Annotated in this window: 24 protein-coding genes, 1 tRNA gene and 1 pseudogene; 12 read left to right on the top strand and 14 right to left on the bottom strand. The window is 66.9% G+C overall.

What is annotated here, in order from left to right; all coding sequences use genetic code 11:
- Positions 1-43: 43 nt before the first annotated feature.
- From H1343_RS13805 to H1343_RS13790, 4 genes are all read left to right on the top strand, one after another.
- Positions 44-760 carry a GntR family transcriptional regulator gene (locus H1343_RS13805; RefSeq protein ID WP_246333093.1) on the top strand — a complete coding sequence of 239 codons (717 nt, stop codon included), beginning with the start codon at positions 44-46 and terminating at the stop codon, positions 758-760.
- Between the two features lie 105 nt (positions 761-865).
- Positions 866-1,807, top strand: a complete 942-nt coding sequence (locus H1343_RS13800; protein ID WP_185983430.1) for a dihydrodipicolinate synthase family protein — start codon at positions 866-868, stop codon at positions 1,805-1,807.
- Between the two features lie 22 nt (positions 1,808-1,829).
- Entirely contained in the window at positions 1,830-3,083 is a 1,254-nt protein-coding gene (locus tag H1343_RS13795) for an NAD(P)/FAD-dependent oxidoreductase (RefSeq protein WP_185983429.1), read from the top strand.
- Between the two features lie 14 nt (positions 3,084-3,097).
- Positions 3,098-4,099, top strand: a complete 1,002-nt coding sequence (locus H1343_RS13790) for a 4-hydroxyproline epimerase (protein WP_185983428.1) — start codon at positions 3,098-3,100, stop codon at positions 4,097-4,099.
- Between the two features lie 18 nt (positions 4,100-4,117).
- Here the strand turns inward: H1343_RS13790 and H1343_RS13785 are convergent, their stop codons facing one another.
- From H1343_RS13785 to uxuA, 3 genes are read right to left on the bottom strand one after another with little or no spacing between them, the layout of a single operon-like run.
- Positions 4,118-5,188: an Ldh family oxidoreductase gene (locus H1343_RS13785; RefSeq protein ID WP_185983427.1), complete on the bottom strand. Its 1,071-nt coding sequence runs from the start codon at positions 5,186-5,188 to the stop codon at positions 4,118-4,120.
- A 12-nt stretch (positions 5,189-5,200) separates the two neighbouring features.
- Positions 5,201-6,658: a mannitol dehydrogenase family protein gene (locus H1343_RS13780; RefSeq protein WP_246333091.1), complete on the bottom strand. Its 1,458-nt coding sequence runs from the start codon at positions 6,656-6,658 to the stop codon at positions 5,201-5,203.
- Positions 6,655-7,872, bottom strand: a complete 1,218-nt coding sequence (uxuA, locus tag H1343_RS13775; protein WP_185983426.1) for a mannonate dehydratase — start codon at positions 7,870-7,872, stop codon at positions 6,655-6,657. The genes H1343_RS13780 and uxuA overlap by 4 nt, the downstream gene beginning before the upstream one ends.
- A 101-nt stretch (positions 7,873-7,973) precedes the next feature.
- Here uxuA and H1343_RS13770 point away from each other — a divergent pair, with 101 nt between their 5' ends.
- Genes H1343_RS13770 through H1343_RS13750 form a run of 5 tightly spaced genes read left to right on the top strand, consistent with a single transcriptional unit; the run spans position 7,974 to position 12,606 of the window.
- Complete coding sequence (locus H1343_RS13770; RefSeq protein ID WP_185983425.1) at positions 7,974-8,693, top strand: GntR family transcriptional regulator; 720 nt, start codon at positions 7,974-7,976, stop codon at positions 8,691-8,693.
- A gap of 31 nt (positions 8,694-8,724) precedes the next feature.
- The gene (locus tag H1343_RS13765) at positions 8,725-9,693 is read left to right on the top strand and encodes a TRAP transporter substrate-binding protein (protein ID WP_185983424.1); all 969 of its coding nucleotides are present in this window, start codon (positions 8,725-8,727) and stop codon (positions 9,691-9,693) included.
- Between the two features lie 57 nt (positions 9,694-9,750).
- On the top strand, positions 9,751-10,257 hold the full coding sequence (locus H1343_RS13760) for a TRAP transporter small permease (RefSeq protein ID WP_185983423.1): 507 nt from the start codon (positions 9,751-9,753) through the stop codon (positions 10,255-10,257).
- A gap of 3 nt (positions 10,258-10,260) precedes the next feature.
- Positions 10,261-11,541, top strand: coding sequence for a TRAP transporter large permease (locus tag H1343_RS13755; RefSeq protein ID WP_185983422.1), 1,281 nt, complete (start codon positions 10,261-10,263; stop codon positions 11,539-11,541).
- A gap of 3 nt (positions 11,542-11,544) precedes the next feature.
- On the top strand, positions 11,545-12,606 hold the full coding sequence (locus H1343_RS13750) for an L-idonate 5-dehydrogenase (protein WP_185983421.1): 1,062 nt from the start codon (positions 11,545-11,547) through the stop codon (positions 12,604-12,606).
- 232 nt (positions 12,607-12,838) lie between these two features.
- Here the strand turns inward: H1343_RS13750 and H1343_RS13745 are convergent.
- Both H1343_RS13745 and H1343_RS13740 read right to left on the bottom strand, forming a co-directional pair.
- Positions 12,839-12,914: transfer RNA gene (locus H1343_RS13745), tRNA-Ile, on the bottom strand.
- Between the two features lie 64 nt (positions 12,915-12,978).
- The gene (locus tag H1343_RS13740) at positions 12,979-13,398 is read right to left on the bottom strand and encodes a PaaI family thioesterase (RefSeq protein WP_185983420.1); all 420 of its coding nucleotides are present in this window, start codon (positions 13,396-13,398) and stop codon (positions 12,979-12,981) included.
- 199 nt (positions 13,399-13,597) lie between these two features.
- On the opposite strand from H1343_RS13740, the gene galU reads away from it, so the two are divergent.
- Complete coding sequence (gene galU, locus H1343_RS13735; protein ID WP_185983419.1) at positions 13,598-14,500, top strand: UTP--glucose-1-phosphate uridylyltransferase GalU; 903 nt, start codon at positions 13,598-13,600, stop codon at positions 14,498-14,500.
- A gap of 31 nt (positions 14,501-14,531) precedes the next feature.
- Here the strand turns inward: galU and H1343_RS13730 are convergent, their stop codons facing one another.
- Positions 14,532-16,172: an outer membrane beta-barrel protein gene (locus H1343_RS13730; protein ID WP_185983418.1), complete on the bottom strand. Its 1,641-nt coding sequence runs from the start codon at positions 16,170-16,172 to the stop codon at positions 14,532-14,534.
- A gap of 184 nt (positions 16,173-16,356) precedes the next feature.
- On the opposite strand from H1343_RS13730, the gene H1343_RS13725 reads away from it, so the two are divergent.
- The gene (locus tag H1343_RS13725) at positions 16,357-17,340 is read left to right on the top strand and encodes a KpsF/GutQ family sugar-phosphate isomerase (protein ID WP_185983417.1); all 984 of its coding nucleotides are present in this window, start codon (positions 16,357-16,359) and stop codon (positions 17,338-17,340) included.
- Positions 17,341-17,342: 2 nt separating this feature from the next.
- Here the strand turns inward: H1343_RS13725 and H1343_RS13720 are convergent, their stop codons facing one another.
- From H1343_RS13720 to H1343_RS13695, 6 genes are all read right to left on the bottom strand, one after another.
- Positions 17,343-17,792, bottom strand: coding sequence for an NfeD family protein (locus H1343_RS13720; RefSeq protein WP_185983416.1), 450 nt, complete (start codon positions 17,790-17,792; stop codon positions 17,343-17,345).
- Positions 17,793-17,797: 5 nt separating this feature from the next.
- Positions 17,798-18,805, bottom strand: coding sequence for an SPFH domain-containing protein (locus tag H1343_RS13715; protein WP_185983415.1), 1,008 nt, complete (start codon positions 18,803-18,805; stop codon positions 17,798-17,800).
- A gap of 149 nt (positions 18,806-18,954) precedes the next feature.
- Positions 18,955-20,016 (bottom strand): ferrochelatase, encoded by a 1,062-nt coding sequence (gene hemH, locus H1343_RS13710; RefSeq protein WP_185983414.1) that lies wholly within the window; start codon positions 20,014-20,016, stop codon positions 18,955-18,957.
- Positions 20,017-20,242: 226 nt separating this feature from the next.
- Positions 20,243-20,623 (bottom strand): Omp10 family outer membrane lipoprotein, encoded by a 381-nt coding sequence (locus H1343_RS13705; RefSeq protein ID WP_185983413.1) that lies wholly within the window; start codon positions 20,621-20,623, stop codon positions 20,243-20,245.
- Between the two features lie 119 nt (positions 20,624-20,742).
- On the bottom strand, positions 20,743-21,207 hold the full coding sequence (locus tag H1343_RS13700) for a nuclear transport factor 2 family protein (protein ID WP_185983412.1): 465 nt from the start codon (positions 21,205-21,207) through the stop codon (positions 20,743-20,745).
- A 126-nt stretch (positions 21,208-21,333) separates the two neighbouring features.
- Positions 21,334-22,779, bottom strand: a complete 1,446-nt coding sequence (locus tag H1343_RS13695; RefSeq protein WP_185983411.1) for a homospermidine synthase — start codon at positions 22,777-22,779, stop codon at positions 21,334-21,336.
- 140 nt (positions 22,780-22,919) lie between these two features.
- On the opposite strand from H1343_RS13695, the gene H1343_RS13690 reads away from it, so the two are divergent.
- Positions 22,920-23,882 (top strand): small ribosomal subunit Rsm22 family protein, encoded by a 963-nt coding sequence (locus H1343_RS13690; RefSeq protein WP_185983410.1) that lies wholly within the window; start codon positions 22,920-22,922, stop codon positions 23,880-23,882.
- Between the two features lie 66 nt (positions 23,883-23,948).
- Here the strand turns inward: H1343_RS13690 and H1343_RS13685 are convergent.
- Positions 23,949-24,235 (bottom strand): annotated as a pseudogene (locus tag H1343_RS13685) (GIY-YIG nuclease family protein).
- A gap of 295 nt (positions 24,236-24,530) precedes the next feature.
- Positions 24,531-26,360 carry a M3 family oligoendopeptidase gene (locus tag H1343_RS13680; RefSeq protein WP_185983409.1) on the bottom strand — a complete coding sequence of 610 codons (1,830 nt, stop codon included), beginning with the start codon at positions 26,358-26,360 and terminating at the stop codon, positions 24,531-24,533.
- Positions 26,361-26,549 lie beyond the last annotated feature (189 nt).

The raw sequence follows: 26,549 nt of genomic DNA, 5'->3' as shown, positions 1-26,549 counted from the left end.
CGCCGCAAGGGCGGCGGAGCGCAGAACCGCCTGGAGATTTCCCGTGTCGAACGAGATCGATCGCATCGAGGCCCCCGAACGCAAGCGCGGCTCGGGGGTCAAACATGTCTACGGCATCCTGCGTGACGAAATCCTGGAGCTCTCTCTGGCGCCCGGCAGCCCGCTCGACGAGGTGAACCTTGCCGAGCGGTTCGGCATGTCCCGCACGCCCATCCGCGAAGCGCTCGTGCGCCTTGCCGGAGAGGGCCTTGTCGAGATGCTGCCGAACCGCTCGACGATGGTCGCCAATATCGACGTCCTGAACCTCAATGCGTTCTTCGACGCGATCACCTTGATGTACCGCGTGACCATGCGGCTGGCCGCCCAGAACCATCGCGCGGGAGATCTCGCGCGCATCCGGGTCCTGCAGGCCGAGTACACCCGAACGGTCGAGGCGCACGACGCCTTGGCCATGATCTCTGTCAATCGCGAGTTCCACGCCGCCATCGCCGAAGCCGGGCGCAACCCCTATTACCACTCGCTGATGGTCCGCCTTCTCGACGACGGACGTCGTCTTCTGCGGCTCTACTACCAGTCCTTCGACGACGACCTGCCCCGCCAATATGTGGGCGAGCACGACGAGATGATCGCGGCGATCGCCGCGCGCGACATCGATCGTGCGGACGCGCTCGGACGTCAGCACGCGGATCAGATCGTCGGGCAGATCCGGCGCCTCTTCGCCTCGGACCTTCGCCAGCATCCCGAGCTTCGAGTTCAGTGACAATCTGTCGATTTCCTGTCGACACAGATTATGCAGACGCTTAGAGTGAGAGAACCCGTCGTCTTCCGGCGGACTTTCACCCGTTCATCGTGCGAGGATCGTCGAATGTCGTCTGCCGTTTTCGAAGGTGTCATTCCGGCGCTGATGACGCCTTGCCGGCCCGACCGGACGCCGGACTTTACGGCGCTCGCGCGCAAGGGCCGCGAACTCGTCGATCACGGCATGCGCGCCGTCGTGTACTGCGGGTCGATGGGCGACTGGCCGCTGCTCACCGATGAAGAGCGCATGGAGGGCGTGCGGCATCTGGTCGAAGCGGGCGTGCCGACGATCGTGGGCACCGGCGCGGTGAACACGAAGTCCGCCGTCGCCCATGCCGCGCACGCCGCGAAGATCGGGGCGCAGGGTTTGATGGTGATCCCGCGAGTCCTGTCGCGCGGCTCCTCGCCCTCCGCCCAGCGCGCGCATTTCTCGGCCGTCCTGAAGGCGGGCGGTGAGCTGCCGGCGGTCATCTACAACAGCCCCTATTATGGCTTCGCCACCCGCGCCGATCTCTTCTTCGAACTGCGCCGCGAGCATTCCAATCTCGTCGGCTTCAAGGAATTCGGCGGTGCGGCCGATCTTTCCTACGCGGCCGAGCACATCACCTCGGGCGACGAGGCTCTGACGCTGATGGTCGGCGTCGATACGGGCGTCTTTCATGGATATGTCAGTTGCGGAGCGCGCGGCGCGATCACCGGGATCGGCAACGCCCTGCCGCGCGAGGTCCTGCATCTCGTCTCGCTGTGCGAACGGGCGGCGAGGGGCGACGCGAAGGCCCGCAGCGACGCGCGCGAGTTGGAAGCGGCGCTCACCGTCCTCTCGAAATTCGATGAGGGCGCGGACCTGGTCCTTTATTACAAGCACCTGATGGTTCTGAACGGCGAGGAGGAATACAGCCTCCACTTCAACGAGACGGATGCCTTGAGTTCCGCACAGAAGGCGTTCGCCGAAACCCAGTACGCCCTCTTCCGGACCTGGTACGCCGGCTGGCCGGCGAAAGCGGCCTGACGCCCACGGAAGGAGCCCGTCGATGACGCCGCAGCACCGCGATGCAGAGGTCGTCGTCATCGGCGGCGGCGTCATCGGAGTTTCCTGCGCTCACCTTCTCGCGGAGGAGGGGGCGAAGGTCGTTCTTGTCGAGCGTGGCGAGATCGCCTGCGGAGCGAGCTTCGGCAATGCAGGTGCGTTCGCCTTCTCGGACATCATGCCGCTGGCCTCGCCGGGCATCATGCGCAAGGCGCCGCGTTGGCTTATCGATCCGCTCGGTCCGTTGAGCGTGCGGCCTGCGTATCTGCCGAAGATCGCTCCGTGGCTCTGGCGGTTCTGGCGAGCGAGCGCGCCCCAAGCCTGCGGCCGTTCGACGAGCGCGCAGGCCGCGCTGATGCGTTTGGCTCGGAGCGAAACGCAGCGCCTGATCGAAACGGCCGGTCTGACATCGATGCTTCGATCCGACGGCAATCTCGAACTTTACGAATCGGCCGAGGAACTGGCGGCGTCGATGCCGGGCTGGCAGGCGCGCGAGGAGGAAGGAATCGAGTTCCGCCAGTTGTCCGGCGAGGAGATCGCCGAACTTCAGCCCGGTCTGTCCCCGCGCTTCACGCACGCGACCTTCGTGCCGGGCTGGCAGTCGATCGCCGATCCGAGCGACTATACGCGAGCCCTGTGGGAAAGTGCGAGACGCCTCGGTGCCGGCTTGATGAGCGGCGAGGTGCGCGGGCTCGAAGCCGAACCGGACCACGCGAAGGTTCTTCTTTCCGATGGATCGAGCATCCGGGGGCGATACGCGGTCGTCGCGTGCGGGGCTTGGTCCAGGCCGCTGGCCGCGGCCCTCGGCGATCACGTGCCCCTCGACACTGAACGCGGCTACAACACGACTCTTCCGGGCGAGGCCTTCGACCTCAAGCGCCAGCTGACCTTCGCCGGGCACGGGTTCGTCGTCACGCGGCTGACGTCCGGCATTCGCATCGGCGGTGCCGTGGAGTTCGCGGGGCTCGACCTGCCGCCGAACTTCGAGCGCTCCGATGCGATGCTTCGAAAGGCCAAGAGCTTTCTTCCGGCGCTGCGCACGGAAGGGGGGCACCGCTGGATGGGTTTCCGCCCATCATTGCCGGATTCGCTTCCCGTCATCGGCCGATCCTCGGCGAGCGCGCGCGTGATCCATGCCTTCGGCCACGGACATCTCGGCCTCACGCAGTCCGCCGCCACGGCGCGCCTCGTGGCCGACCTCGTTGCCGACCGCCCTCCCGCAATCGACCTCTCGCCCTTTCGCGCAAGCCGCTTCTGACAGGATCCGCGCCCATGGCTCGCCACGCCTTCTTCTGTATCGACGGTCATACCTGCGGCAACCCTGTGAGGCTGGTCGCCGGCGGCGGGCCGAGGCTCGAGGGTGCGTCCATGATCGAGAAGCGGGCGCATTTCCTCGCGGAGTTCGACTGGATCCGCACCGCGTTGATGTTCGAGCCGCGCGGGCATGACATGATGTCAGGATCGATCCTGTATCCCTCGACGCGCGACGATTGCGACATCGCGATCCTGTTCATCGAAACCTCCGGCTGCCTTCCGATGTGCGGCCACGGCACGATCGGAACGGTGACGATGGCGATCGAGAACGGCCTCGTCGTGCCGCGTCAGCCCGGTACGTTGCGGCTCGATACGCCAGCGGGCGTCGTCGTCGCCACCTATCGGCAGGAGGGCGCGCATGTGGAGGAGGTGCGGCTCGTGAACGTCCCCGCCTTTCTTCACTCGGAGGGGTTGGAGGTTGAGAGCTCGGCGCTCGGCTCGCTGCGGGTCGATGTCGCCTACGGAGGCAACTTCTACGCCATCGTGGATCCTCAGGAGAACTTCCGCGACATGGCCGATCACACGGCGAGCGAGCTGGTGGAGATGTCGAGGGCGCTGCGCGAAGCGCTCAACGAGAAGTACGAGTTCGTCCATCCCGAGAAGCCCGAGATCGCCGGCCTGTCCCATATCCTATGGACCGGCGCGCCGACCGTTGCCGGGGCAAGCGCGCGGAACGCGGTCTTCTACGGTCAAAAGGCCATCGATCGCAGCCCGTGCGGAACGGGGACCTCCGCGCGGATCGCGCAGTGGGCGGCCAAGGGCAAGCTGCGGCCGGGCGACGCTTTCGTCCACGAGTCCATCATCGGTTCGCTCTTCGAGGGACGCGTCGAGAGCGCGACACGCGTCGGAGACCGCGCGGCCGTCGTGCCCTCCATCGCGGGCTGGGCGCGCATGACCGGCCTCAACACGATTTTCGTCGATGATCGCGACCCGTTCGCGCGAGGGTTTCAGGTCATCTAGACGAAAGCTGCGATCCGCTCAGCCGTGCCCGATCGGCAGGCCCAGGGCTTCGGAGCGTTCCCGCAGGATTCGATGCGTCGTCACATCGACCGGAATGCCTTCGCGAGCGCGACGTTCGGCCGTGGTCCATTCGCGATCGCCCGGCGCCATGACGGCCTCGACACCGTCGGCGCGGCGTGAGCTGCGCAGGCCGTCCAGATAGCGCCGCATGCCCTCGTCGAACTCGGCCCGCGAAATGAAGGCCGCCGGGTCGATGGCGATGACGAAGGCGCCCATGCCGCGCGGCGTCGTCATGTCCGGACCGGGCATCGGCGCGATCTCGAAGGAGAGGCGCATGCCGGTCAGCACCGCCGACAGGATCTCGACCATGCCCGCGAGCCCCGCGCCCTTGAAGCCGAATGCTGCGCCCAGCGGCGCCAGCATGTCGGCCTCGGCCGCCTCGCTCGTATCCCGGCCGTCGGGTGTCGAAGCGGTGCCTTCAGGCAGCGGCACCCCGAGGCTGCGGTAGAGCTGGACGCGATTGTAGGGGATGGCGCTGGTCGCCATGTCGAGAAGCCAGGGGCGCGCACCCGAAACCGGCACGCCGACGGCGATCGGATTGGTGCCGTGGAAGCGCTCGGCCCCGCCGTGCAGGCGCACGAAACTGTCCGAATTGCAGGTGGCGATGCCGATGACGCCGCACTCGGCGGCGGCGAGCGCATAGGCCCCCGCCGCACCGAAATGCGAACTGTCGCGGATGGCGACGGCGCCGATGCCGAAGCGACGTGAAAGCTCGACGCCACGCTCCATCGCCGCGAAGGTGGCGACAGCGCCATGTGCATTGTCCGCGTGGAGCGTCGCCACCGCACCGCCCCCCGCCTCGAAGCGGAGCGTCGGTCGGCCATTCACCCGCCCGCCTTCGATCGCGGCGAGATAATGCGGCAGCAGCCGGATGCCGTGGCTGTCGACGCCGAGGCGCGAGGCATGCATCATGGCGCGCGTGGCGGCCAGGCATGTCGCTTCGTCGGCGCCGGCCGCCGATAGCAGCGCCCGACTGAGCTCCTCCAGTTCGCCGTCGCGCAGGAGGGTGATGGTCTCGCCGTCAGCCATCTCGATCCTCCCTTATACCGCCCGCCGGACGGCCGTTCGCATGCCGTCCGCCAGAATGGACCGCAGATGCGCGACGACGCCCTCTCGGAACGCCGCATTGCCGGAAACGACGGCGGGCATCCATCCGGGCAGCGTCGCGAGCGCCTCGAAGATCGCGCCCGCCTCGCGCGGCACCCCGGCAAGACGCGCGGCGATCTCGCCCTCGCGCGGATCGCGCAGCGCATAGGTCGCGCCGTCCTCGTGAAGGCCGAGCGCGTATCGCATCCAGGCCGCCAGCACGAAGGCGAAGGGCGCGGGCTCCACGCCCTCGCCCAGCGGCGCGAAGATACGCGGCGGTAGCTTCTGCGTGCCGTCCATCGCGATCTGGTAGGTGAGATGGCGGATCGACGGGTTGCGAAAGCGTGCCAGAAGATCCGCGTGGTAGGCATCGAGGTCGATGCCCGGCATCGGCGGCAGGCTCGCGGCCGCCGCGCGCATCTGGCGTTCGACCAGGCGCACGAGCGCCTCGTCCTCCATCGCCTGCGAAACCGTCTCGTACCCGGCCGCGAAACCCGCATAGGCGATCAGCGAGTGCGCGCCGTTCAGCATCCGCAGCTTCATCATCTCGAAGGGCGCCACGTCATCGACGAAGATCGCGCCGCCGGCCTCCCAGGCGGGGCGCCCGGCCGCGAAGTCGTCCTCGACGACCCATTGTGTAAAGGGTTCCGTCTCGATCGCCGCCGCGTCGTCGAAGCCGGTCAGCGCCTTGGCGTCGGCGAGCGTGCGCTCGGTCGCGGCCGGCGTGATTCGATCCACCATCGTCGAGGGGAAGGCGACGTTCGCCTCGATCCAGCTTGTGATTTCGGGCCGCACCTGCCCGGCGAATTCGAGGACGAGGCGCTTCAGGACGCCGCCATTGTGCGGGAGGTTATCGCAGGAGACGAGCGTGAGAGGCCCGGCCCCGTTGCCGGCGCGGCGCGCGAGGCCGGCGACGAGAAAGCCGACGACGCCGTGCGGACTTTCCGGCGCGGCCAGATCTTTTGCGACGGCCTCGTGCGCGGCATCGAGGCCGCCCGTTGCCGGATCGAGCCCGTAGGCCTTTTCGGTCACGGTGAGGGTCACGATACGCGTCTGCGGCCGGGCGATCGCCTCGATCACGGTCTCGGGCGAGTGCGGCGCGACGAGCACCTGCGAGACACTTCCAACGATCCGCGCCTTCGGGCCGTCCTCGCCGCGCACGAGCAGCGTGTAGCGCCCATCCTGAGGGTTCATCGCCGCCGCCGCGTCCGGGCTCCGCAGACTGACGCCGAGGATGCGCCAGTCGCCGCCCTCGGCGGCCAGCGCGGCATCGGTGTAGACTGCCTGATGCGCCTTGTGAAAGGCGCCGAGACCCAGATGGACGATGCCGACCGCGTGCTGCTCCGGCGCATAGCCCGGCGTCTCGACACCCGGCACCGTGAAGGCGGAGGCGGCCGTCAGGCGATCGCTCACGCCTGCACCGAGACGCTGGGATGCGTCAGAGCGGTCATGATGCCGCGCAGTTCGGCAAGGCCCTTCAGGCGTCCGATCGTGGGATAGCCGGGCTGGCCGCGCCGGCCGAGGTCGTCGATGATGTCCTGCCCGTGGTCCGGCCGCATGGGGATCTGATGGTCGGCGCGCCCCTCGGCCTTTCGCCGCGCTTCCTCGCGCACGATCTCGGCGATCAGCGCCACCATGTCGGTGCCGCCGCCCAGATGCTCGGCTTCGTGGAAGGAGGCGGGCGTGCCGGGCCCTTCGAGCGTGACGTTGCGCAGATGCAGGAAGTGAACGCGCGGAGCGAATTCGCGCATGATCGCCGGCAGATCGTTGTCCTCGCGCGCACCGAGCGAGCCCGAGCACAGTGTCATGCCGCTGGCGGGGCTGTCGACGGCGTCGAGGATCGCGCGGTAGTCGGCGGCTCCCGACATGATGCGCGGCAGGCCCAGCAGAGGGAAGGGCGGATCGTCGGGATGGCAGCACAGGCGCATGCCCAGCTTTTCCGCGACGGGTGCCACCTCTTCCAGGAACGCGACGAAATGCGCACGCAGCCGGTCCGTGTCGATCTGGTCGTATTCGGCGAGGTGGCGCTTCACGTCGTCGGTGGACATGCTCTCGGTCGAACCCGGGAGGCCGGCCGTGACGTTCGACGCGAGCTCGCGGCGGCGATCCTCGCTCATCTGCGCGAAACGCTCTGCGGCTGCCTCCGCCACATCCTCGGCGAAGCTCTCGGCCGCGCCGTCGCGCCTCAAAATGTGGATGTCGAAGGCCGCGAAGTCGATCAGGTCGAAACGCATCGCCGTCCCGCCGTGCGGCACGCGGAAGGCGAGATCGGTGCGTGTCCAGTCGAGGACCGGCATGAAATTGTAGCAGATGGTCTCGAGCCCTTCCTCGGCGAGGTTGCCGAGGCTTTCCTTGTAGGCGGCGATGTGCGCGCGCCAGTCGCCCTTCTGCTTTTTGATGTCCTCGGACACCGGCAGGCTCTCGACCACCTCCCAGGCGAGAGCGGCAGGCGAGCCGTCCTTCATGCGGGCGATCTCGCCTTTGCGCCGGGCGATCTCTTCGCGCGTCCAGACGGCACCCGTTGGCACATGGTGCAGGGCGCTGACGACGCCCTCGACGCCCGCCTGCCGCATATCGTCGATCGTCGTCAGGTCCTTGGGACCGAACCAGCGCCATGTCTGTCGCACTGAACTGCCACTCCCTTATATGCGACGCGCCGTGGCGCGCCCTTTTCACCAACTCTCCTAGCGCAGAGTTGACTAGTATGGAAGTATGGGAGAGAAGAGGCATGAGGAAGCGGGAGGCTTTGGCCGTGAGCGTGGCGGAAAGACGCATCGTCGATCTCGACGCGGTCGGCGCGATCGCGCCGCAGCTCTTCGAGCGTCTGCGCGAGCGCATCGTGCGCGCGGAGCTCCTGCCTGGGGAGACGATCTCGGAGACCGAGATCGCCCGTGCCTATGCCGTCTCTCGCCAACCGGTGCGCGAAGCCTTCATCAAGCTTTCCGAGGCTGGGCTCGTGCAGATCCGCCCGCAGCGGGGCACGATGATCAGCCGGATTTCGGTCTCCTCCGTCATGGAGGCGCGCTTCGTGCGCGAGGCGATCGAGGCGGACGTTGCCCGCACCGCTGCGACCCGCGCCGATCCCGCCGCCGCTCGCGAGCTTCTAGATCAGGTGGCGGCGCAGAAGCGCGTCGCGGACACCGATGTCGACGCCTTCATGAAGCTCGACGAACTGTTCCATCGCACGCTTGCGGACGCCGCCGGCACCCCTTTCGCGTGGCGCGTCGTCGAGGGCGTGAAGGCGCAGATGGACCGTATCCGCTTTCTCAGCGTCGAGGAGGTGCATGTGCGCCGCCTCATCGCCCAGCACGAGGCCGTGGCGAAGGCCGTCGCCAGCGGCGACGCCGACGCCGCCGAGGAGACGATGCGCACCCATTTGCGTGAAATCCTGATCTCGCTGCCCGTCATAGCCGCCGCCCATCCCGAACTGTTCGGGGCGGGCTCCTGACATCGACCTGAACCATCCGGGAGGAACCAACATGACGCTTCTGAAAACCACGCTCGCCGCTCTCGCTTTGTCCGCTGCCGTCTCCGGCGCCGCCTTCGCGCAGGAGCTGACGCTGAAGCTCGGGCACCTCGCCAACGAGCAGAACTCCTGGCACAAGGCCTCACTGCGCTTCGGCGAGGAGCTGTCGAACCTCACCGGTGGGCGCATCGCCGTGGAGGTCTATCCGAACGATTCCCTCGGGCGCGAGATCGACCTGATCAACGGCATGCAGCTTGGCACCGTCGAGATGACGATCACCGGCGAAAGCCTTCAGAACTGGGCGCCGATGGCCGCCCTTCTGGCGCTGCCGTATGCCTACGAGACCCTCGAGGAGATGGACGAGGTCGCCTCCGGCGAGATCGGCGACCAGATCGAGGCGCAGATCGTCGAGCGCGCCCAGGTCCGGCCGATCGCCTATTTCGCCCGCGGGCCGCGCAACCTGACCGCCAACCGCGCCATCACGACGCCGGACGAGTTGAACCGCCTGCGCATGCGCGTGCCCAACGTGCCGCTCTTCGTTGATGTGTGGACCGCGCTCGGCGCCCAGCCGACGCCGATGGCCTTCTCCGAGGTCTTCACCTCGCTCCAGAACGGCACCATCGAGGGTCAGGAGAACCCGCTGGCGCTCATCCAGTCGGCATCGTTCAACGAGGTTCAGAGCCACGTCAATCAGACCGAGCATGTGCGCTCCTGGATCTACCTCACCATCGCTGAGCAGGTCTGGAGCCAGCTTTCCGAAGAGGATCAGGGCCACGTCATGGAGGCGGCCCGCATCGCCCAGGAGTTCGAGCGTGAGCAGTTCCTGGCCGACGAGGACGCCATCCGCGCCGACCTGGAACAGAAAGGCATGACCTTCGTCGAGGTCGATCAGGGCGCCTTCGCCGAACAGGCGCGTCAGCCCGTGATCGACGCCGTCGACGAGGAACTGCGCCCGATCGTGGAACAGCTCTTCGCGCGCTGAACTCGCTAAAGACAGGGGAGGCCGCAGGCCTCCCCACCCGGTGAAAAGGGGAGAGCGATGCCGTTCCTCAGTCATGTCACGCGATTTCTGTCTCTCGCCTGCCGGATTGCCGTCGGGCTGACCTTCTTCGCGCTCATCGTCGTGGTGACGATCCAGATCACCACCCGCACCTTCGACCTGCCCTCCTATGTCTGGACGGAGGAGCTGTCGCGATACCTTCTCCTCTACATGGTCGCCTTCGGCATCGGCCTCTCTTTGATGACGGGCGAGTTCGTTGCAGTGGATCTCGTTCAGGAGGCCGTGCCCGAGCGCATCGCCTGGTGGATGCGGCTCGTCGCGACGGCCGCGACCGCCGTGCTCGCCGCCGTGATGATCTGGCCGGCCTGGCGCTTCGTCTCCATCGGCGCCTTCCAGCGCTCGCCCAGCCTGCGCATCACGATGGACATCGTCCACGCAAGCGTCTTCACGCTGGCGATCCTCCTCTTCCTGTTCGCCACCCTGCGCGTCGTCGGCATGCTCGCCGGGACCGATGACGGGCGCCCCCAGCGTCCCGAGGAAATCTGATCGATGGAACTGGCGCTTCTTCTCGGCACCTTCGTCGTCACGCTCGCGATCGGCGTTCCGGTCGCGATCTGTCTCGCGCTCGCCTCGCTCGCCTATATGCTCGCCGCGGGCCTGCCGATCGTCATCCTGCCGCAGCGCATGTATGCCGGCATGGACGTGTTCGTGCTCCTGTGCATTCCCGGCTTCATCCTGGCCGGCAATCTGATGAACTACGGCGGCGTCACCGAGCGCATCATCCGCCTGGCCAATGCCATGGTCGGCTGGATGCGCGGGGGTCTCGCGATGGCCAATGTCGCCGATTCCATGATGTTCGGCGGCGTCTCGGGCACCGCCGTCGCTGACGTGGCGGCGACGGGTTCGGTGATGATCCCTGGCATGAAGAAGTCCGGCTATCCGGCGGACTTCTCCGCCGCCATCACCGCCGCCTCTTCCACGGTCGGCCCCATGCTGCCGCCGTCCGTGCCGATGATCATCGTCGGCGCCCTCTCCGGCATCTCCGTCGGCCAGCTCTTCCTCGCGGGAGCCGTTCCCGGCATCCTGATGGGCATCGGCATGGGCATCACCTGCTACGTGATCTCAGTTCGTCGCAATTACCCGCGCATGCCATGGAAAGGCTGGAGCGAACTCGTTGCCGCCGCGCTCTCCGCTTCGTGGGCGCTCGCGATGATCGCGCTGATCATCGGCGGCCTCATCACCGGCATCGCGACCCCCACCGAGACGGCCGTCGTCGCCTGCATCTACGCGTTCCTCGTTGGCACGCTCGTCTATCGCGAGCTGCCGCTGGCCAAGGTGCCGAAGATCATTATCGACAGCGCCATCTCCTCTGCCGGCATCCTCGCCCTCGTGGGTTTCGCCAACGTCTTCGGCTCGATCCTCGCCTCCGAACGTATCCCGCAGGCGCTCGCCTCGACGGTGCTGACGATCACCGACAACCCGATCCTCGTCATCCTCCTCATCAACATCCTGCTCCTGATCGTCGGCATGTTCATGGAGACGATCGCGGCGCTGATTATCCTCTTCGTCCCGCTTCTGGCCCTGGCGACGAGCGTCGGCATCGACCCCGTCCACTTCGCGACCTTCGCCGTCCTCAACCTGATGATCGGGCTGACGACGCCGCCCGTCGGGGTCTGCCTCTTCGTCGCGTGCAACATCGCGCGCATTCCGCTGCTGCCCGTCATCAAGGCGGTCATCCCCTTCCTCCTGTCGAACATCATCGTCCTGCTTCTCGTGTCCTACTATCCGCCCTTCGCCACCTGGCTTCCTTCCGTCCTGATGGGGAACTGAGCGATGAAGACGCGAATCTGCCGGCTGCACGCGCAGGGTGATCTTCGGGTCGAGGAGATCGAGGTCGGCGAGCCCGGCGCGGGCGAAGTGCTCATCTCGATGGGAGCGGGCGGCATCTGCGGCTCGGACCTCCACTACTTCCAGGACGGCGGCTTCGGGCCGATCCGCGTGAAGGAGCCGATCATCCTCGGCCACGAGGTCGCCGGGACAGTGCGTGCGCTCGGCCCGGGCGTTACCTCGCTCGCGGTCGGCGATCGCGTCGCGGTCAATCCGAGCCGCCCTTGCAACGACTGCCGCTACTGCCGCGAGGGCCTGAAACATCACTGCCTGAACATGCGGTTCTTCGGTTCGGCGATGCGCTTTCCCCACGAGCAGGGCGGCTTTCGTGACCGGATGGTGGTCGATGCCTTCCAATGCGAGCCCATCCGGAACGCCGAAATCTCGCTCGGCGAGGCCGCCTGCGCCGAACCGCTTGCGGTCTGCCTGCACGCGCTGGAGCAGGCCCGGCGGATCGCCGGCGGCATCGAGGGGCGTTCGGTGCTCGTCACTGGCGCCGGGCCGATCGGAGCGCTGACGGTGGCGGCTCTTCGTCGTGCGGGCGCGGGACGTATTGTCGTCACCGATCTTGAGGACGAGACGCTTTCGGTCGCCGCGCGGATGGGCGCGAGCGAAACGATCAACGTACGCACACAGGCCGAAAGTCTGGAGCCGTTTGCGGCCGAGAAGGGCAGCTTCGATCTCGCCTTCGAGTGCTCGGCGGCACCCGCCGCCTTCGCGTCTGCGGCCGCTTGCCTGCGTCCCCGGGCGACGCTCGTCGCCGTCGGTGTCGGCGGCACGGTCCCGGTGCCGCTCAACGTCATCGTCGGCAAGGAGCTGAACGTCGTCGGCACCCACCGCTTCTTCGCGGAATACGCGCAGGCCGTGCGCCTGATCGACACGCGCGAGATCGACGTGAGGCCGATCATCACGGCGCAGATGGACGTCTCCGAGGCGCCGGCCGCCTTCGCGCTTGCCGCCGACCGCCGCAGGGCCGTGAAGGTTCAGCTTTCGTTTCGGGAAGCATGACGGAAGCCGAGGGCTTCTTCAGGACGGCGTAGAGCTCAAAGATACCGACCATGAGGGGAACGCGGCCCTGGCGGCGATCGCCGGCCTCGCAGGCTCGGCTATGTCCCGGGTTCGCGGGTGCGCACATGAGAGGGCAGGGGCATCGAATCGTCGTCCATGTCATGCAGTTCGGCCTCTGTCGAGACTGTTCTGGCGACGATTGCTAAGTGACTGCAGCTGCTTGTGGGTTTACTGGTGGGCCCGGCAGGACTCGAACCTGCAACCAAGCGGTTATGAGCCGCCGGCTCTAACCATTGAGCTACAGGCCCCACGCACTCCGCCTAGCCGAAACCATCACGCGTCTCAAGCGCGATCGAAAGGCAATGCCGATCGTCAGCCGTCGCCGGCGGCCGAGCTTCGGTGGGATGCCGTCTTGAAGACGCCGGAGCTCTTGGCGACGACACCCCCGTCCGGGCCCGTCAGGACCGCTTCGCAAAAGACGATCGAGCGTCCCGCGCGCAGCACGCGACCCTCGGCCATGAGCGTTCCGCGTCCGATCGACAGGAAGCTGACATTCATATCGAGCGTCATCACCGGGGCGCCGAGCTTGAGACGCGCGGCGGTGCCCATCGCGACGTCGAGGGCCGTGCAGATCAACCCGCCATGCGCGTTGCCGAGATTGTTTCCGTGCTCGGCGCGCAGTTCGAGCCGAAGGAGCGTGCGGTCCTCGTTCGCGTCTACCGCCTCGATCCCGCAATGGCGGGCAAAGGGGATGGTCGCCCCGAAAATGTCTGTGCCATGTGCCTCGTCCACCGCTCGTCCCCCTCGATGTTCTCTTCAAGCCGGTCTCATCCACTGGGGGGCCTGTCAAGCGCGCCGGCTTTCTGCAAATCGGACGTGACGGCCTTCCCTTTGCCGCGCTCGCGCGTCACCTCTTCATTTCCGCGTGTCGCGGCCTAGGATGTGAAGAACGAGGCGCCGTGCGACCTCTGCCCAATTCGAGAGGGACTTGATGCGAAGAGTTCGTAAAGCCGTCTTCCCGGTGGCCGGTCTGGGGACGCGGTTCCTTCCAGCCACGAAGGCGATTCCGAAGGAGATGCTGACGGTGGTGGACCGTCCGGTGATCCAGTACGTGGTTGACGAGGCTCGTCAGGCGGGGATCGAGCACCTGATCTTCGTGACCGGGCGCAACAAGGGCGTCATCGAGGACTATTTCGACATTCAGGTCGAGCTGGTGAACACGCTCACCGAGCGCGGCAAGGAGGCCGAGCTCTCGCTTCTGGATTCGCTGCAGCCCAAGCCCGGCACGGCGAGCTTCACGCGCCAGCAGGCGCCGCTCGGCCTCGGCCATGCGGTGTGGTGCGCGCGCGATCTCGTCGGCGGCGAGCCCTTCGCGCTGCTCCTGCCCGACATGATCATGCAGGCCGAGCAGGGCTGCATGAAGAAGATGGTGGAGCTCTACGAGGAGACGGGCGGCAACATCCTGTCGGTGGAACAGTGCGACCCGGCCGAGACGCACAAATACGGCATCGTGGGGCGGGCCGAGGACGTGGGCACGGGGTTTCGCATCGACGGCATGGTGGAGAAGCCGAAGGCGGCCGAGGCGCCGTCGAACTTCTTCATCTCGGGCCGCTACATCCTGCAGCCGGAGATCTTCGACATCCTGGAGACGCAGGAGAAGGGCGCGGGCAACGAGATCCAGCTGACCGACGGGATGCTCAAGCTCGCCGCCCGGCAGGACTTCTACGGCTACCACTTCACCGGCCGCACCTTCGACTGCGGCTCCAAGGAGGGCTTCATCGAGGCCAATGTCGCCTTCGCCCTCTGGCGCCCCGACATCCGCGAGAAGGTCTACGACAACCTTCAGGAACTCATCGAAAACGTCGAGCCTTCGAGGCGCCGGGCCTTTGCCTGATCGATAGCGGGGTGCGCTGGATCGTTCCGTCCTAGCGCTGGAAGCGCACCCCGACCCGCACCGAATTGGCAGTGTATTCGGCTGGGGCGAAGTCGCTCTCCAGCAGTTCGTGGCGGGCCAGAGCGGTGAGCGCCATCGTCCTGTTCAGCCAGTGCTCCAGGCCGACCTGCGCGGCGTAGGTCGTGTCGTCGATCGAGCCGGCGCCCTCGCGATTGCGGAAGGCGGCGCTGAGGCGCCCGTTGAGGAGCGTGCGCGTCGTCACGCGATGCTGAAGGGCGAGCGCCGTCTCGTAGACAGTTGAGGTCGACAGGCTCGAGGAATCCGGATCGAAGAAGGTCGCGGCGGTCAACGCCAGATCGGTGCCGCGACGGGGCGACCAGTTGAGCGCGACGTCGAAGGTGGGCGCGCCGATGGTCGGCAGGCCGTCGTCCTCCGGCACGTTCCAGGCGTAGCCGATGGCCGCCTCGCCGGAGAGCTTTTCTCCGAAATCGAAGGCGACGCCGCCGCGAAGGGCCGGAATGCGAGAATCGCGATTGCCGCCGGTGATCGGGCTGTCCTCGTCGAAAAAGCGCGAACCGATGGAGGCGGCGACGAAGGGCTGAAGGGCTGGCGAGATGTCGAAGCCGGCGCGCAGTCCGAGGCTCGCGGTCGAGAAATCGTCAGTGCCCGAGGTGATGCCGTCGACGTCGCGCTCTTCGCGCACGATGTCGCCGGTGAACGCGAGGGACGAGCGCCCCGCCTCGCGCCGCAGTTCGGCGCCGAAGGAGTAGGTGAGGACGTCCGGCCTGTCTTCGACGTTGAGAAGTGGATCGGCCAGGATCGGGTCTTCGCGCGCATAGCTGACGGCACCGCGCAGGAGGGCCGTGAGCTCGCGGTTGATGTCGATACGCATCTGGCCATCGAGGCCGAGGCGCGGATCTTCCTCGGCCTCACCGCCGAAATTGCGCCGATAGGCGGCAGTGGCGTTGATCTGGGCCTCGTGCCTTGACCAGTCCGACAGGAGGCGGGCCGACAGGCGCGTCTCTGTGAAGGCACCTGACTGGCTGTCGGGGGCCGCATCGAGATTGTCGGAGACGCCGACCTCCTGTTCGAGAACGGGAAACAGCAGGAAGCGGCCGGCCCGCAGGCCATCCGGCGCGAAGGGGTCTTCCTCGCCGAGCGGGATGGAAGGCCGCAGACCCATCGCCGCCGGGTTCAGCCGATCCTCGCGCGCGGCCGGTGCGAAGGTGGGCGAGCGCACCGGGCCTGTCGCGCGGAACACCGCGAGATCGCGCGCGGTGGCCGGCACTTGCGCATCGACCTCGCGATCGATCGGCTCGGCGCCATCTATCGGCAGGTTCTGGCGCTGCGAGCGCGGCAGCTCGTCCGGCCCGTCGAAGAGGTCGAAGTCGAGAGCGGGCTCGCCGGCGAGCGGGGCCTCGGGCTCGCGCGGCGTCGATCGCGTCTCCGGCAGGGCCGGCGAAGCGGGATCGCCCGGCGCATCTGGAATGAACGGGTCCTGCAGGCTCTGGTTCGCGTTGCCGAGATCGTTCGCGTCGAGCGTTTCGAGCCGCAGTTCGCCGTCCGTATCGACATCGTTCGTCGAGAGCGGCGCGTTGAGTTGCGCCAGCGCGGGGCCGCTTGCCAGCGCGAGCGCGAGGAGGAAACCGGCGTTGCGCGCGCGTTTCGCCATACGGTGAGAGGCTCTTTCCAACGGAACCGGGGTGGAGACGCCGTCGCGCATCCTTTCCAATTCCTAAACGCGCATGGTTAACGGAGCCTTTACGCGGCGGCGGCGGCGGGGCCGCTTTGCCCAGCGTGATGCTTTGCTTTATCTCGCTCGGGTTCGGAGCGGAAAACGCGGGAAGGTCACGTCGATGATGGATACGCTGGATGACACGGGCGTCCTCGCCTCCGCCGTGAGGACCATTGCGATGGAAGCAGACGGCCTGCGGCTGCTGGCGGAAGCTTTGGAAGGCGAGATGCGCGCGCCCTTCGCACGCGCGCTCTCACTGATCGGCAAGGTGCGCGGGCGCGTCATCGTGACGGGCGTCGGCAAGAGCGGCCATATCGGCTCCAAGCTCGCCGCGACGCTCGCCTCCACCGGCACGCCGGCCTTCTTCGTCCATCCGGTCGAGGCCGTCCACGGCGATCTCGGCATGATCGGCCGCGACGACGCCGTGATCGCGATCTCGTGGTCGGGCGAGAGCGCCGAGCTGAAGGGCATCGTCGCCTATACGCGCCGCTTCTCCATCCCGCTCGTCGCGATCACCTCGCGCGAGACCTCGGCACTGGCGGTGCAGGCGGACGAGGCGCTGATCCTGCCGCGCGCGGCGGAGGCCTGCCCGCACGGGCTGGCCCCGACGACCTCCACCACCATGCAGCTCGCGCTCGGTGACGCGATCGCCGTCGCGCTCCTGGAGGCGCGCGGCTTCACGCCGGGTGACTTCCGCATCTTCCATCCGGGCGGGCAGCTCGGCGCGAGCCTGACCCATGTCGGCCAGATCATGCACACCGGCGAGGCCCTGCCGCTGGTGGCGAGCGGCACGCCGATGTCCGAGGCGATCATCACCATGTCGCGCAAGGGCTTCGGCTGCGTGGCGGTGGTGGAGCGGGGGCGCCTCCTCGGCATCGTCACGGACGGCGACCTGCGCCGGCACCTCGGCGGCGACCTGCTCTCGATGCACGTCGACGAGGTGATGACGCGCGATCCCCGCACGGTGGCGCCGACGACGCTGGCCGTGAAGGCGCTCGAAATCCTCAACGCCTCCAACATCACGACGCTGATGGTGGTGGAGGAGGGCGGCATGGCCGTCGGCGTCCTCCACATGCACGATCTTCTGCGGATCGGCGTGGTCTGAGGTCAGGTGGAAGGCGGTACGGGGCGCACGAGAAGGACGCTGCCTTTCGCGCCGACGATTTCGACGGTTTCGCCGGCAGGCAGGTCCGGCCCCTCGACGGTCCACCAACTGTCCTCGACCGACACGCGGCCCTGACCGTTGTGGATCGCCTGCGTGAGTGTGGCGGTGCGCCCGACGAGGCGTTCGGTGCGCCGATTGAGTCCCTGCGCCGATGTCGTGTCGCCGCGCTGGCCATACCAGCGATGGCCGAGAAGCGCGGCGACGATGGAGACGACGGCAAAGCCGATGCTCTGACCCTGCCAGCCGAGGTCCGGGAAGAAAAGGGAGTTGGCCGCGACGACCAGCGCGCCGATGCCGAAGAACAGAAGATAGACGCCGGGCGCCAGGACCTCAGCGCCGAGGAGCAACAACCCGAGGATCCACCAGCCATAGGTGGCAAGAAAATCGACCATCGGCGTTATCCGCGATCGCCGGCGCTCGGCACGCCGGCGCGGCGCGTCGTAGCCGTTGGCGGGGCGGTCGTGCCAGGCGCCTGCGCTTCGGGAAAGCTGGCGCGCGCGATCTCGGCAATGCCGCCGATGGCACCGATCAGCGAGGACGCTTCGAGCGGCATCAGCACGACGCGCTGGTTGGGCGCACTCGCGATCTTCGACAGCGCCTCGGTGTAGCGCTGGGCGACGAAGTAGTTGATCGCCTGAACGTCGCCGGCGGCGATCGCCTCCGAGACGAGCTTCGTCGCGGTCGCCTCGGCCTCCGCAAGGCGCTCGCGAGCCTCGGCCTCGCGGAAGGCGGCCTCGCGTTCGCCCTCGGCCTTCAGGATCTGCGACTGCTTTTCGCCTTCGGCGCGCAGGATCTTGGCGGCGCGCGCGCCTTCCGCCTCGAGGATCTCGGCGCGCTTCTCGCGCTCGGCCATCATCTGACGGCCCATCGATTCCACGAGATTGGCGGGCGGGTTGATGTCCTTGATCTCGATGCGGGTGATCTTGATGCCCCAGGAATGGGCCGCCTGATCGACGACGCGCAGGATGCGCTCGGAGATCGCATCACGGTTCGAGAGAAGGTCGTCGAGGTCCATCGAGCCCATAACGGACCGCAGATTGGTCATGACGAGATTGAGGATGGCGTTCTTGAGACCCGAGACCTCGTAGGCGGCGGCCGCGGCGTCGAGGATCTGGAAGAAGGCGACGCCGTCGGCCGCGACGGAGGCGTTGTCACGCGTGATGACCTCCTGGGTCGGCACGTCGAGCACCTGCTCCATCATGTTCATCTTGTGGCCGATGCGCTCCACGAAGGGCACGATCATGTTGAGGCCCGGCGTCAGCGTGCGGGTGTAGCGCCCGAAATTCTCGACCGTGTAGTTGTAGCCCTGCGGCACGATCTTGATCGTCGACAGGAGGACGATGATGGCGAGGACGACCAGCGCCACCACGAGGATGCCGAAACCGCTGATGATATCGAGGGGCATGCCGTTTTCCTCCGCTCGTCTGCCGTGCTTCTGGCATACGCATCGCGGTCGAAGAAGGAAAGCCGCGCGAAAAGAGGCGTCGCATTCCGCGACGCTGGCCGTGCCGGGGTGCGGGACGCCGGCGAGCGAAAGAGGGGGAGCCGCGGGGCCTACCCCGCCCAGCCGGACAACTCGCGGCGCACCATGTGTTCGATGACGTCCATCCCCTCGGGCGAATCGTTCAAGCAGGGGATATAGGAGAAGTCCGCGCCACCGTTCTCCAGGAAGCTGTCCCGGCCCTGCATGGCAATCTCCTCGAGCGTCTCGAGGCAATCCGCGACGAAGCCGGGGTTGAAGACCGCGACCGACTTCACGCCGTCCTTCGCCAGAGCCTCCAGCGTCTTGTCGGTGTAGGGCTGGAGCCACTCCTCCGGGCCGAAGCGGGACTGGAAGGTCGTCATCAGCCGCCCGTCCGCCCAGCCGAGCCGCTCCTTCAGGAGCCGCGAGGTTTTCTGGCAGTGGCAGTGATACGGATCGCCCTTCTTGAAATAGCTCTGCGGGATGCCGTGATAGGAAGCGATGACGCGCTCGGGCTCGAAGTTGAGCGTGGCCAGATGCGCCTCGATGGAGCGGGCGAGTGCGTCGATATAGACGGGTTCGTCATGATAGGCGGGGACGGTGCGCGCGGCCGGCATCCAGCGCTTCTTCATCAGGTGCTCGAAGAACTTGTCGTTCACCGTTGCGGTCGTGGCGGCCGAGTATTGCGGGTAAAGCGGGAAGCACAGGATGCGCTCGCAGCCCTTGGCGATCAGCGCATCGACCTTCTCGGCGATCGACGGATTGCCATATCGCATGCCCCAGTCGACGACGACGGTTTCGAGACCGGCCAGCCGCTCGGCGAGCTTTTCGCCCTGCGCACGCGTGAAGGTTCGCAGCGGAGACTCGTTTCGTTCGTGGTTCCAGATCTGCTCGTAGGCGTGGCCCGACTTCTTCGGCCGCGTGTTCAGAACGATGCCGTAGAGGATCGGATACCAGGCGGCGCGCGGCCATTCGATGACGCGTCGGTCGGACAGGAATTCCTTCAGGTAGCGTCGCATCGGCTGGAAGTCGGTGCCGTCCGGCGTGCCGAGATTGACGAGAAGGACGCCGACGCGCTTGGCCGCGACCGGTGGGTGGCCGGTGGGCAGGGGGCCGATGGCTGTCGCCGGACTGTTGAAGAAGGGTGCGTTCATCGCGGGGCTCCGCGTCTTGCCGTCAAAGAAGAAGCCCTCGCACGGGGCCGCACGAGAGCCGGAGCGCCGCGCGTCCTATTGGACACACAAGGGTCGCTCTAACCTATTGATTGACGCATCAGGTGTCCCAAAACCGAATATGGTCTTCGGGCCGATGCCGTAACGCGGACCGATATGGCCTATCGTGGCGGCCGGCGCCAGCGGCCGCGTTGTCGCGGTTGCGTGTTCATACGCGTCGCGTCAGCTCGAAGCGGTTGCCGCCGGAGGTCACGCAGGCCATGCGGTCTGCCGCCATCTGCGAGCAATTGATCGCCGATTCCTGACCGCTGGTGTTGGAGCGCGAGGCAATGGTGATCTGGCCGGGGCCGACATTGCGATAGCTGCCGGTGGCGAGCGGGGCACCTGTGCCGTCCTCAACCGACGAGAAGCTGCCGCCAGAGAAACTCGCGGTGTAGGCGACAGGCCCGCCGACAGCGGCCCAGCGACCCTCGATGCCCGTCTGGCGCGGCGCGATATCGGCTCGATCCCCGGGGCCCATCGGCGACATACATCCCGCCAGCGTCAGGGCCGACAGCGCGAGGGCGGTGAGGGGCAGGATGTTCTTCATGTCGCGTCTCTCCACGGCAGTCGGCTCTGAATTCTGATCCGCCCATTATGGAGCGTCCGGCCGACGTTGGAAGGCGCGCGGGCGCATAAAGCCAATTATTCCGCGTCGCACAGGCGAGTTCAGACGGCCTCTGGCAGGTCCCGTCGCGCGGGGATGACGGAGTGCACGGAGGCGACGGTCTCCACCGAGCGGATGCGCCCGTCCGAGGTGAAGGAGAACCAGTACATCGTCGTGCCGGTGACGAGCGAGCCGTCGCTCTCGTCCTGCCGCGTCCAGTCGCAACGGCTGGCCGCGCTTTCCCCGTCGACGAGGATGCCGCGTGTCTCGAACGAAATGTAGCGCGCGCGTTTCATCAGTTCGGAGAGAAAGGCGCGCGCCTCATTCTGGCTGGCAAGGCGATACTCGCCCTCCATACGGCCGAACCAGGGAGCGTCGATGACTCCGGCGTTGGAGCGGCTCGAAAAGACGGCGCCGGGCGCGAAATGGCGGGAGATATCCTCAGCCGATCCTGACGACATGACGGCCTGCATCACCTCGCGCACGACGCGGTGTTCTCTTCGATCGTCGATCCAGAACTCGTTCATCCCGCCTCCTTGACGGCCCGCAGAAGGGACCGCCGCTCGAGGAGCCGCGAGAAAACCGGGCGAAACGAGCCGCCCGGTATGCTTAACGGCCCCCTAAGGGAAGACGGGAGATGACTATCGGTTCCCTCAGCGGACGAGAATGTTCCTGAACTGCCAGGGATCGCTCTCGTCGATATCTTCGGGGAAGAGGCCCGGACGGTCCGTCAGCGGCGTCCAGTCCGTGTAGTAGCCCTTGACCGGACCGAGATAGGGCATCTGCACTTCCAGGCAGCGCCTGTAGTCCATTTCATCGGCCTCGACGATGCCCGCTTCCGGGTTCTCGAGCGCCCAGACCATGCCGGCCAGCACCGCCGACGTCACCTGCAGGCCGGTGGCGTTCTGGTAGGGCGCGATGCGGCGCGTCTCCTCCAGCGAAAGCTGCGAGCCGTACCAGTAGGCGTTCTTCTCGTGGCCGTAGAGAAGGACGCCGAGCTCGTCGACGCCATCGACCAGTTCGTCCTCGTCGAGGACGTGATGCACCGGCTGCATCTTGCCGGCCGCGCCGAAGACTTCGTGCAGCGAAAGAACGGCGTCGTTGCAGGGGTGGTAGGCGTAGTGGACCGTCGGCCGGAAGGTGACCTCGTCGTCCTTGTTGCGATGGGTGAAGTAGTCCGCAATCGAGATCGACTCGTTGTGCGTGACGAGGAAGCCGTACTGCGCGCCGGGGGTCGGGCACCATGAGCGCACACGCGTGTTGGCGCCCGGCTGCTCCAGATAGATCGCCGCGCGGCAGCCCTTCTTGTGCTCCTTGGCGTTCTTGGGCATCCACTTCTCGTGCGTGCCCCAGCCGAGTTCGGCCGGCTGCATGCCCTCCGACAGGAAGCCCTCGACAGACCAGGTGTTCCAGAACACGTCCATCGGCTTGGGGTTCTTGGTACGCTGGGTGTCGCGCTCGGCGATGTGGATGCCCTTGACGCCCGCCTTCTTCATCAGCTTCGCCCAGCCCTCGCGATCGTCCGGGCCCGGCTCCTCGAAGTCGAGGCCGGTTTCCTTCGCGACATTGACGAGCGCCTGCTTGACGAACCAGGAAACCATGCCCGGGTTCGCGCCGCAGGTGGAGACGGCGGTCGTGCCGCCGGGGTTCTTGCGCTTCTCCTTGCGCAGCGTTTCGCGCAGCGCGTAGTTCGTGCGGTCCGCGTTCGACATGGATTCATCGAAGTAGAAGCCGAGCCAGGGCTCCACGACCGTGTCGATGTAGAGGACGCCCAGCTCGCGGCACAGGCGCATGAGGTCCACCGAGCCGGTGTCGACCGAAAGGTTCACGCAGAAGCCCTGGCCTTCTCCCTCGGTGAGGAGCGGGGTCAGGAGTTCGCGGTAGTTGTCCTGCGTCACGGCTTCCTGGCGGAAGGCAACGCCGCGCTCATCGAGGAGCTTGCGGTCGGTGTCGCGCGGGTCGATGACGGTGAAGCGCGACTTGTCGTATTCGAAATGGCGCTCGATCAGCGGCAGCGTGCCGCGCCCGATGGAGCCGAAGCCGATCATCACGATCGGGCCGGTGATCTTTCCGTGGATCGGGTGGGTCTCGTTCGCCATCGTCTCGGATCTTCCTGTCGTTCTGCGGCACGTTGCCGGGTCGGCGTTCGGCTAGACCAGAACGCCGGGAATTGAAAGGGCGGCCCTGTGTAGAAGCCGGACGTGACTTTTCGGCGACGAGACGTCACAAGCTCGCCGCCATGGACCTTCCAGCCCACTTGCGCGCGGCCATCGACGCGGCGCTCGTCGCCACCCCGCTCGCCGCGCTGAAGACGGCGGGCGAGACGCTTTCGAGCCGCTACCGAGCCGAGACCCGCGACGGGCGGCTGCATCTGATCGACGAGGTTCACGCGGGCGCCTACGTCGCCGCGCGGATGCCCGCGACCTTCGCTGCCGTGCGGCGCGCGATGGAGGAGGTCGCGATCGCAAGGTCGGATTTTGCGCCGACGCGCCTTCTCGATGTCGGCTCCGGGCCCGGCACGGCGCTGTGGGCGGCCTGCGAGACGTGGGAGAGCATCGCGGAAGCGGAGTGTCTGGAGGCGAGCGAGCCGATCCGCGCAATGGCCGAGCGGCTGGCGGCCGATGCCTTCTCGTTCCGTCCCCGCTTCGTCAGCGGCGATGCACGGCGGGCGCTGGACGCGGCGCGCCCCGCCGATCTCGTCACGCTCGCCTATGTCCTCGACGAGCTCTCGCCGCAGGAAGGCGCGCGTCTCGTGCTGGACCTGTGGGCGAAGACGACGGACACGCTCCTGATCGTGGAGCCGGGCACGCCCGCCGGCTGGCGCCGCATCATCACCGTTCGCGACGCGCTTTTGCGCGAGGGCGCGCATGTCGTCGCGCCCTGCGCGCACGAGAAGGCCTGCCCGGTGGGCGAGCCCGACTGGTGCCACTTCGCCCAGCGCCTCGCGCGCTCGCGCACGCACCGACAGGTGAAGGGCGGCGAGGCGCCGTTCGAGGACGAGAAATTCTGCTACCTCGCGGTATCGCGCGAGCCGCCTTCGGCGGTGCGCGAACGGGTCCTCGCCATGCCCCGGACTGCGAGCGGCCTCGTGCGGCTCAAGCTCTGCACGCATGGCGGGATGCTGGAGGAGCGGGTGGTGACGAAGCGCGAGGGCGCGACGTTCAAGGCCGCCCGCAAGTCTGGCTGGGGCGATGCCTGGTGAGCTTGCGGGCGCTTCCGCTGCATTCCTCCGCCGTTCTGGGCTGACCCAAGGACCGATCGGCGAGCGTCAGCGTCCAAGAAAGACGTAGAGGTCTTCCCAATTCGGGTTCATCGCTTCGATGAGATCGATCTTCCACGATCGATACCAGCGTTTCAGCGACTTCTCGCGCTGGATCGCTGTGCGGATATCGTAATGCTCCTCGTACCAGACGAGCATCGTGATGTCGTATCTCTCGCTGAAGCCACGGAGCAGCTTTCGCGGTGCTCGAAGATGCGTCGTTCGAGATCGGACGTCACGCCTATGTAGAGCGTGCCGCGCGGGCGGTTCGTGATGATGTAGACGAATCCCGACATGGCACAGCGGCGCCTTGCGCGTTCCGCAGGCCAAGCCCGAGGATGACGAGGTGGGAAAGAAGCAGCGGAACTTGCCGCTGCCGTGTTGCTCCGTAGGCCGCAAGAGGCTCTGGAAATTCGCTGTCGCTTCTTCGTCATCCTCGGGCTTGGCCCGAGGATCGTCCTGAGAGCGCCCGAGCTATCGAAAGCTCGCGGGGCAATGTGGCGGCCACTGGCATCACTGTTGCCACCCAGGAAGGCGTCGTCGCTCGCGTCGCAGTTCTCGCGCCCCTATCCAACCTAGGGCCGATGCAGCCTAATCCTCCAGCGTTTCCAGCTCGTCGATGAGGCTGGAGATGACGCCGAGGCCCTGGCGCCAGAAGGCGGGGTCGGTCGCGTCGAGGCCAAAGGGCGCCAGAAGCTCCGAATGGTGCTTGGTGCCGCCGGCGCGCAGCATCGCGAAATATTTCTCCTGAAAGCCCTCGGGCGCGCTGCGATACACCGCGTAGAGCGAATTCACGAGGCAGTCTCCGAACGCATAGGCGTAGACGTAGAATGGCGAGTGGATGAAGTGCGGCACGTAGGTCCAGAAAGCTGCGTAGTCCTGCCCGAGCCGCACGGACGGCCCCAGGCTCTCGGCCTGCACCTCCAACCAGATCTCGCCGATGCGCTCGGCTGTCAGTTCGCCCTCGCGCCGCTCCTCGTGGACGCGTCTCTCGAAGAGATAGAAGGCGATCTGGCGCACCACCGTGTTGATCATGTCCTCCACCTTCGAGGCGAGGAGCGCGCGACGCTGGGCCTTGTCGGTGGTGCGCTCCAGCAGCGAGCGGAAGGTCAACATCTCACCGAAGACGGAGGCAGTCTCGGCGAGCGTCAGCGGCGTCGGCGCCATCAGCCCGCCCTGCTCGCCGGCGAGCACCTGATGGACACCGTGGCCGAGTTCATGAGCGAGCGTCATCACGTCGCGCTGCTTGCCCATGTAGTTCATCAGCACATAGGGGTGGACGCTTGGCACCGTGGGATGCGCGAAGGCGCCGGGCGACTTGCCGGGGCGCACGCCAGCGTCGATCCAGCCCCTGTCGAAAAAGCGCGAGGCGATCTCGGCCATGTCGCTCGAGAACCCGCCATAGGCTGACAGAACGGTGTCCTTTGCAGCATCCCATGCGATGTCCGGGCGCTTGGGGCCGGGCAGGGGGGCATTGCGATCGTAGGCCTCCAGCGCGTCGAGGCCGAGCCAGCGCGCCTTCATGGCGTAGTAGCGGTGCGAGATCGACGCGTAGCTCTCCCGCACGGCTTGCGCCAGCGCGTCCACCACCTCGCGCTCGACGCGGTTGGCCAGATGCCGCGAGTCGGCGACGTCGGAGAAGCCGCGCCAGCGGTCGGCGATCTCCTTGTCCTTGGCCAACGTGTTGGTGACGAGCGTGAAGAGGCGCAGATTCTCGCCAAAGACCTCGGCCAGCGCGGCGAACGCGGCGGCGCGTTTGTGGCGGTCGTCGTCCTGCAGAAGGTTCAGCGTCTCCTCGAGCGAGAGCGTCTGCCCATCGACGGTGAAGCGCAGGCCGGTCATCGTCTCGTCGAACAGACGGTTCCAGGCGCCGTGGCCGGTGACGGCCTTCTCCAGGAACAGCTCCTCGACGCGGTCCTCGAGCTGGAAAGGCTTGTCGAGGCGAAGGTCCACGAACCAGGGGCGATAGCGCGCCAGCGTCTCGTTCGAGGCGATCGCGGCGTCCATCACCGCGTCGTCCACGCGATTCAGTTCCAGTGTGAAGAACAGGAGCTGGGCCGAGACGTCCGTCACCTTGCCCTGGATGTCGCCGTAGAACTTGGCGTTGGCGGGCGAGGCGGTGTCGCTGGCGTAGACGAGCCCGGCATAGGAAGCGAGGCGGCCGAGAAGTTCGTCGATCGCCTCGAACTCGACCACGGCCTCCGCCAGATCACCGCCGCCGGGCTTGGAGGCCTCTGCCGCGACTTGGCCCCGATAGCGCGCCTGAAAGGCGGCGGCACGATCGGCGGATTCCTTCAGGTCCCGCGCGATCTCGGGCGCGTCGAGGGAGGCGTAGAGATCGCCGAGGTTCCACCGCGGCAGTTCAGGCGCGCCGCCGGAAGACGTCGCGGGTTCGGCCGCATCGAGGGTGATGGTCTGCATGATGCCTCGCTTCGCGTCTCGTTCGACGGGCCGCTGTCTAACCGCAAAAGAGCAGGAAGGCGAGGCGTGGCGCCGCGCCTGGTGATCGCGGGTCGCGGCTGCAACACGCTTCACGGCCTGTTAACCAGTTTCGTTTGTAATCGTGCAGAAATTAGGCAAGTGTCATTTAAATGCCGCAGTTTCGACCGA

This window comes from Aureimonas mangrovi (assembly GCF_014058705.1).
GTDB lineage: Bacteria > Pseudomonadota > Alphaproteobacteria > Rhizobiales > Rhizobiaceae > Aureimonas > Aureimonas mangrovi.
The sequence above is the reverse complement of the archived record's forward strand: the minus strand, read 5'-3'. Positions and strand labels throughout refer to the sequence as shown.

What these genes read in the sequence shown, in the direction of transcription:
- H1343_RS13800 (WP_185983430.1), top strand. Translation starts at nt 866, where the DNA reads ATGTCGTCTGCCGTTTTCGAAGGTGTCATTCCGGCGCTGATGACGCCT.
- H1343_RS13795 (WP_185983429.1), top strand. Translation starts at nt 1,830, where the DNA reads ATGACGCCGCAGCACCGCGATGCAGAGGTCGTCGTCATCGGCGGCGGC.
- H1343_RS13790 (WP_185983428.1), top strand. Translation starts at nt 3,098, where the DNA reads ATGGCTCGCCACGCCTTCTTCTGTATCGACGGTCATACCTGCGGCAAC.
- H1343_RS13785 (WP_185983427.1), bottom strand. Translation starts at nt 5,188, where the DNA reads ATGGCTGACGGCGAGACCATCACCCTCCTGCGCGACGGCGAACTGGAG.
- H1343_RS13770 (WP_185983425.1), top strand. Translation starts at nt 7,974, where the DNA reads ATGAGGAAGCGGGAGGCTTTGGCCGTGAGCGTGGCGGAAAGACGCATC.
- H1343_RS13765 (WP_185983424.1), top strand. Translation starts at nt 8,725, where the DNA reads ATGACGCTTCTGAAAACCACGCTCGCCGCTCTCGCTTTGTCCGCTGCC.
- H1343_RS13760 (WP_185983423.1), top strand. Translation starts at nt 9,751, where the DNA reads ATGCCGTTCCTCAGTCATGTCACGCGATTTCTGTCTCTCGCCTGCCGG.
- H1343_RS13755 (WP_185983422.1), top strand. Translation starts at nt 10,261, where the DNA reads ATGGAACTGGCGCTTCTTCTCGGCACCTTCGTCGTCACGCTCGCGATC.
- H1343_RS13750 (WP_185983421.1), top strand. Translation starts at nt 11,545, where the DNA reads ATGAAGACGCGAATCTGCCGGCTGCACGCGCAGGGTGATCTTCGGGTC.
- galU (WP_185983419.1), top strand. Translation starts at nt 13,598, where the DNA reads ATGCGAAGAGTTCGTAAAGCCGTCTTCCCGGTGGCCGGTCTGGGGACG.
- H1343_RS13730 (WP_185983418.1), bottom strand. Translation starts at nt 16,172, where the DNA reads ATGGCGAAACGCGCGCGCAACGCCGGTTTCCTCCTCGCGCTCGCGCTG.
- H1343_RS13725 (WP_185983417.1), top strand. Translation starts at nt 16,357, where the DNA reads ATGATGGATACGCTGGATGACACGGGCGTCCTCGCCTCCGCCGTGAGG.
- H1343_RS13720 (WP_185983416.1), bottom strand. Translation starts at nt 17,792, where the DNA reads ATGGTCGATTTTCTTGCCACCTATGGCTGGTGGATCCTCGGGTTGTTG.
- H1343_RS13715 (WP_185983415.1), bottom strand. Translation starts at nt 18,805, where the DNA reads ATGCCCCTCGATATCATCAGCGGTTTCGGCATCCTCGTGGTGGCGCTG.
- hemH (WP_185983414.1), bottom strand. Translation starts at nt 20,016, where the DNA reads ATGAACGCACCCTTCTTCAACAGTCCGGCGACAGCCATCGGCCCCCTG.
- H1343_RS13705 (WP_185983413.1), bottom strand. Translation starts at nt 20,623, where the DNA reads ATGAAGAACATCCTGCCCCTCACCGCCCTCGCGCTGTCGGCCCTGACG.
- H1343_RS13700 (WP_185983412.1), bottom strand. Translation starts at nt 21,207, where the DNA reads ATGAACGAGTTCTGGATCGACGATCGAAGAGAACACCGCGTCGTGCGC.
- H1343_RS13695 (WP_185983411.1), bottom strand. Translation starts at nt 22,779, where the DNA reads ATGGCGAACGAGACCCACCCGATCCACGGAAAGATCACCGGCCCGATC.
- H1343_RS13690 (WP_185983410.1), top strand. Translation starts at nt 22,920, where the DNA reads ATGGACCTTCCAGCCCACTTGCGCGCGGCCATCGACGCGGCGCTCGTC.
- H1343_RS13680 (WP_185983409.1), bottom strand. Translation starts at nt 26,360, where the DNA reads ATGCAGACCATCACCCTCGATGCGGCCGAACCCGCGACGTCTTCCGGC.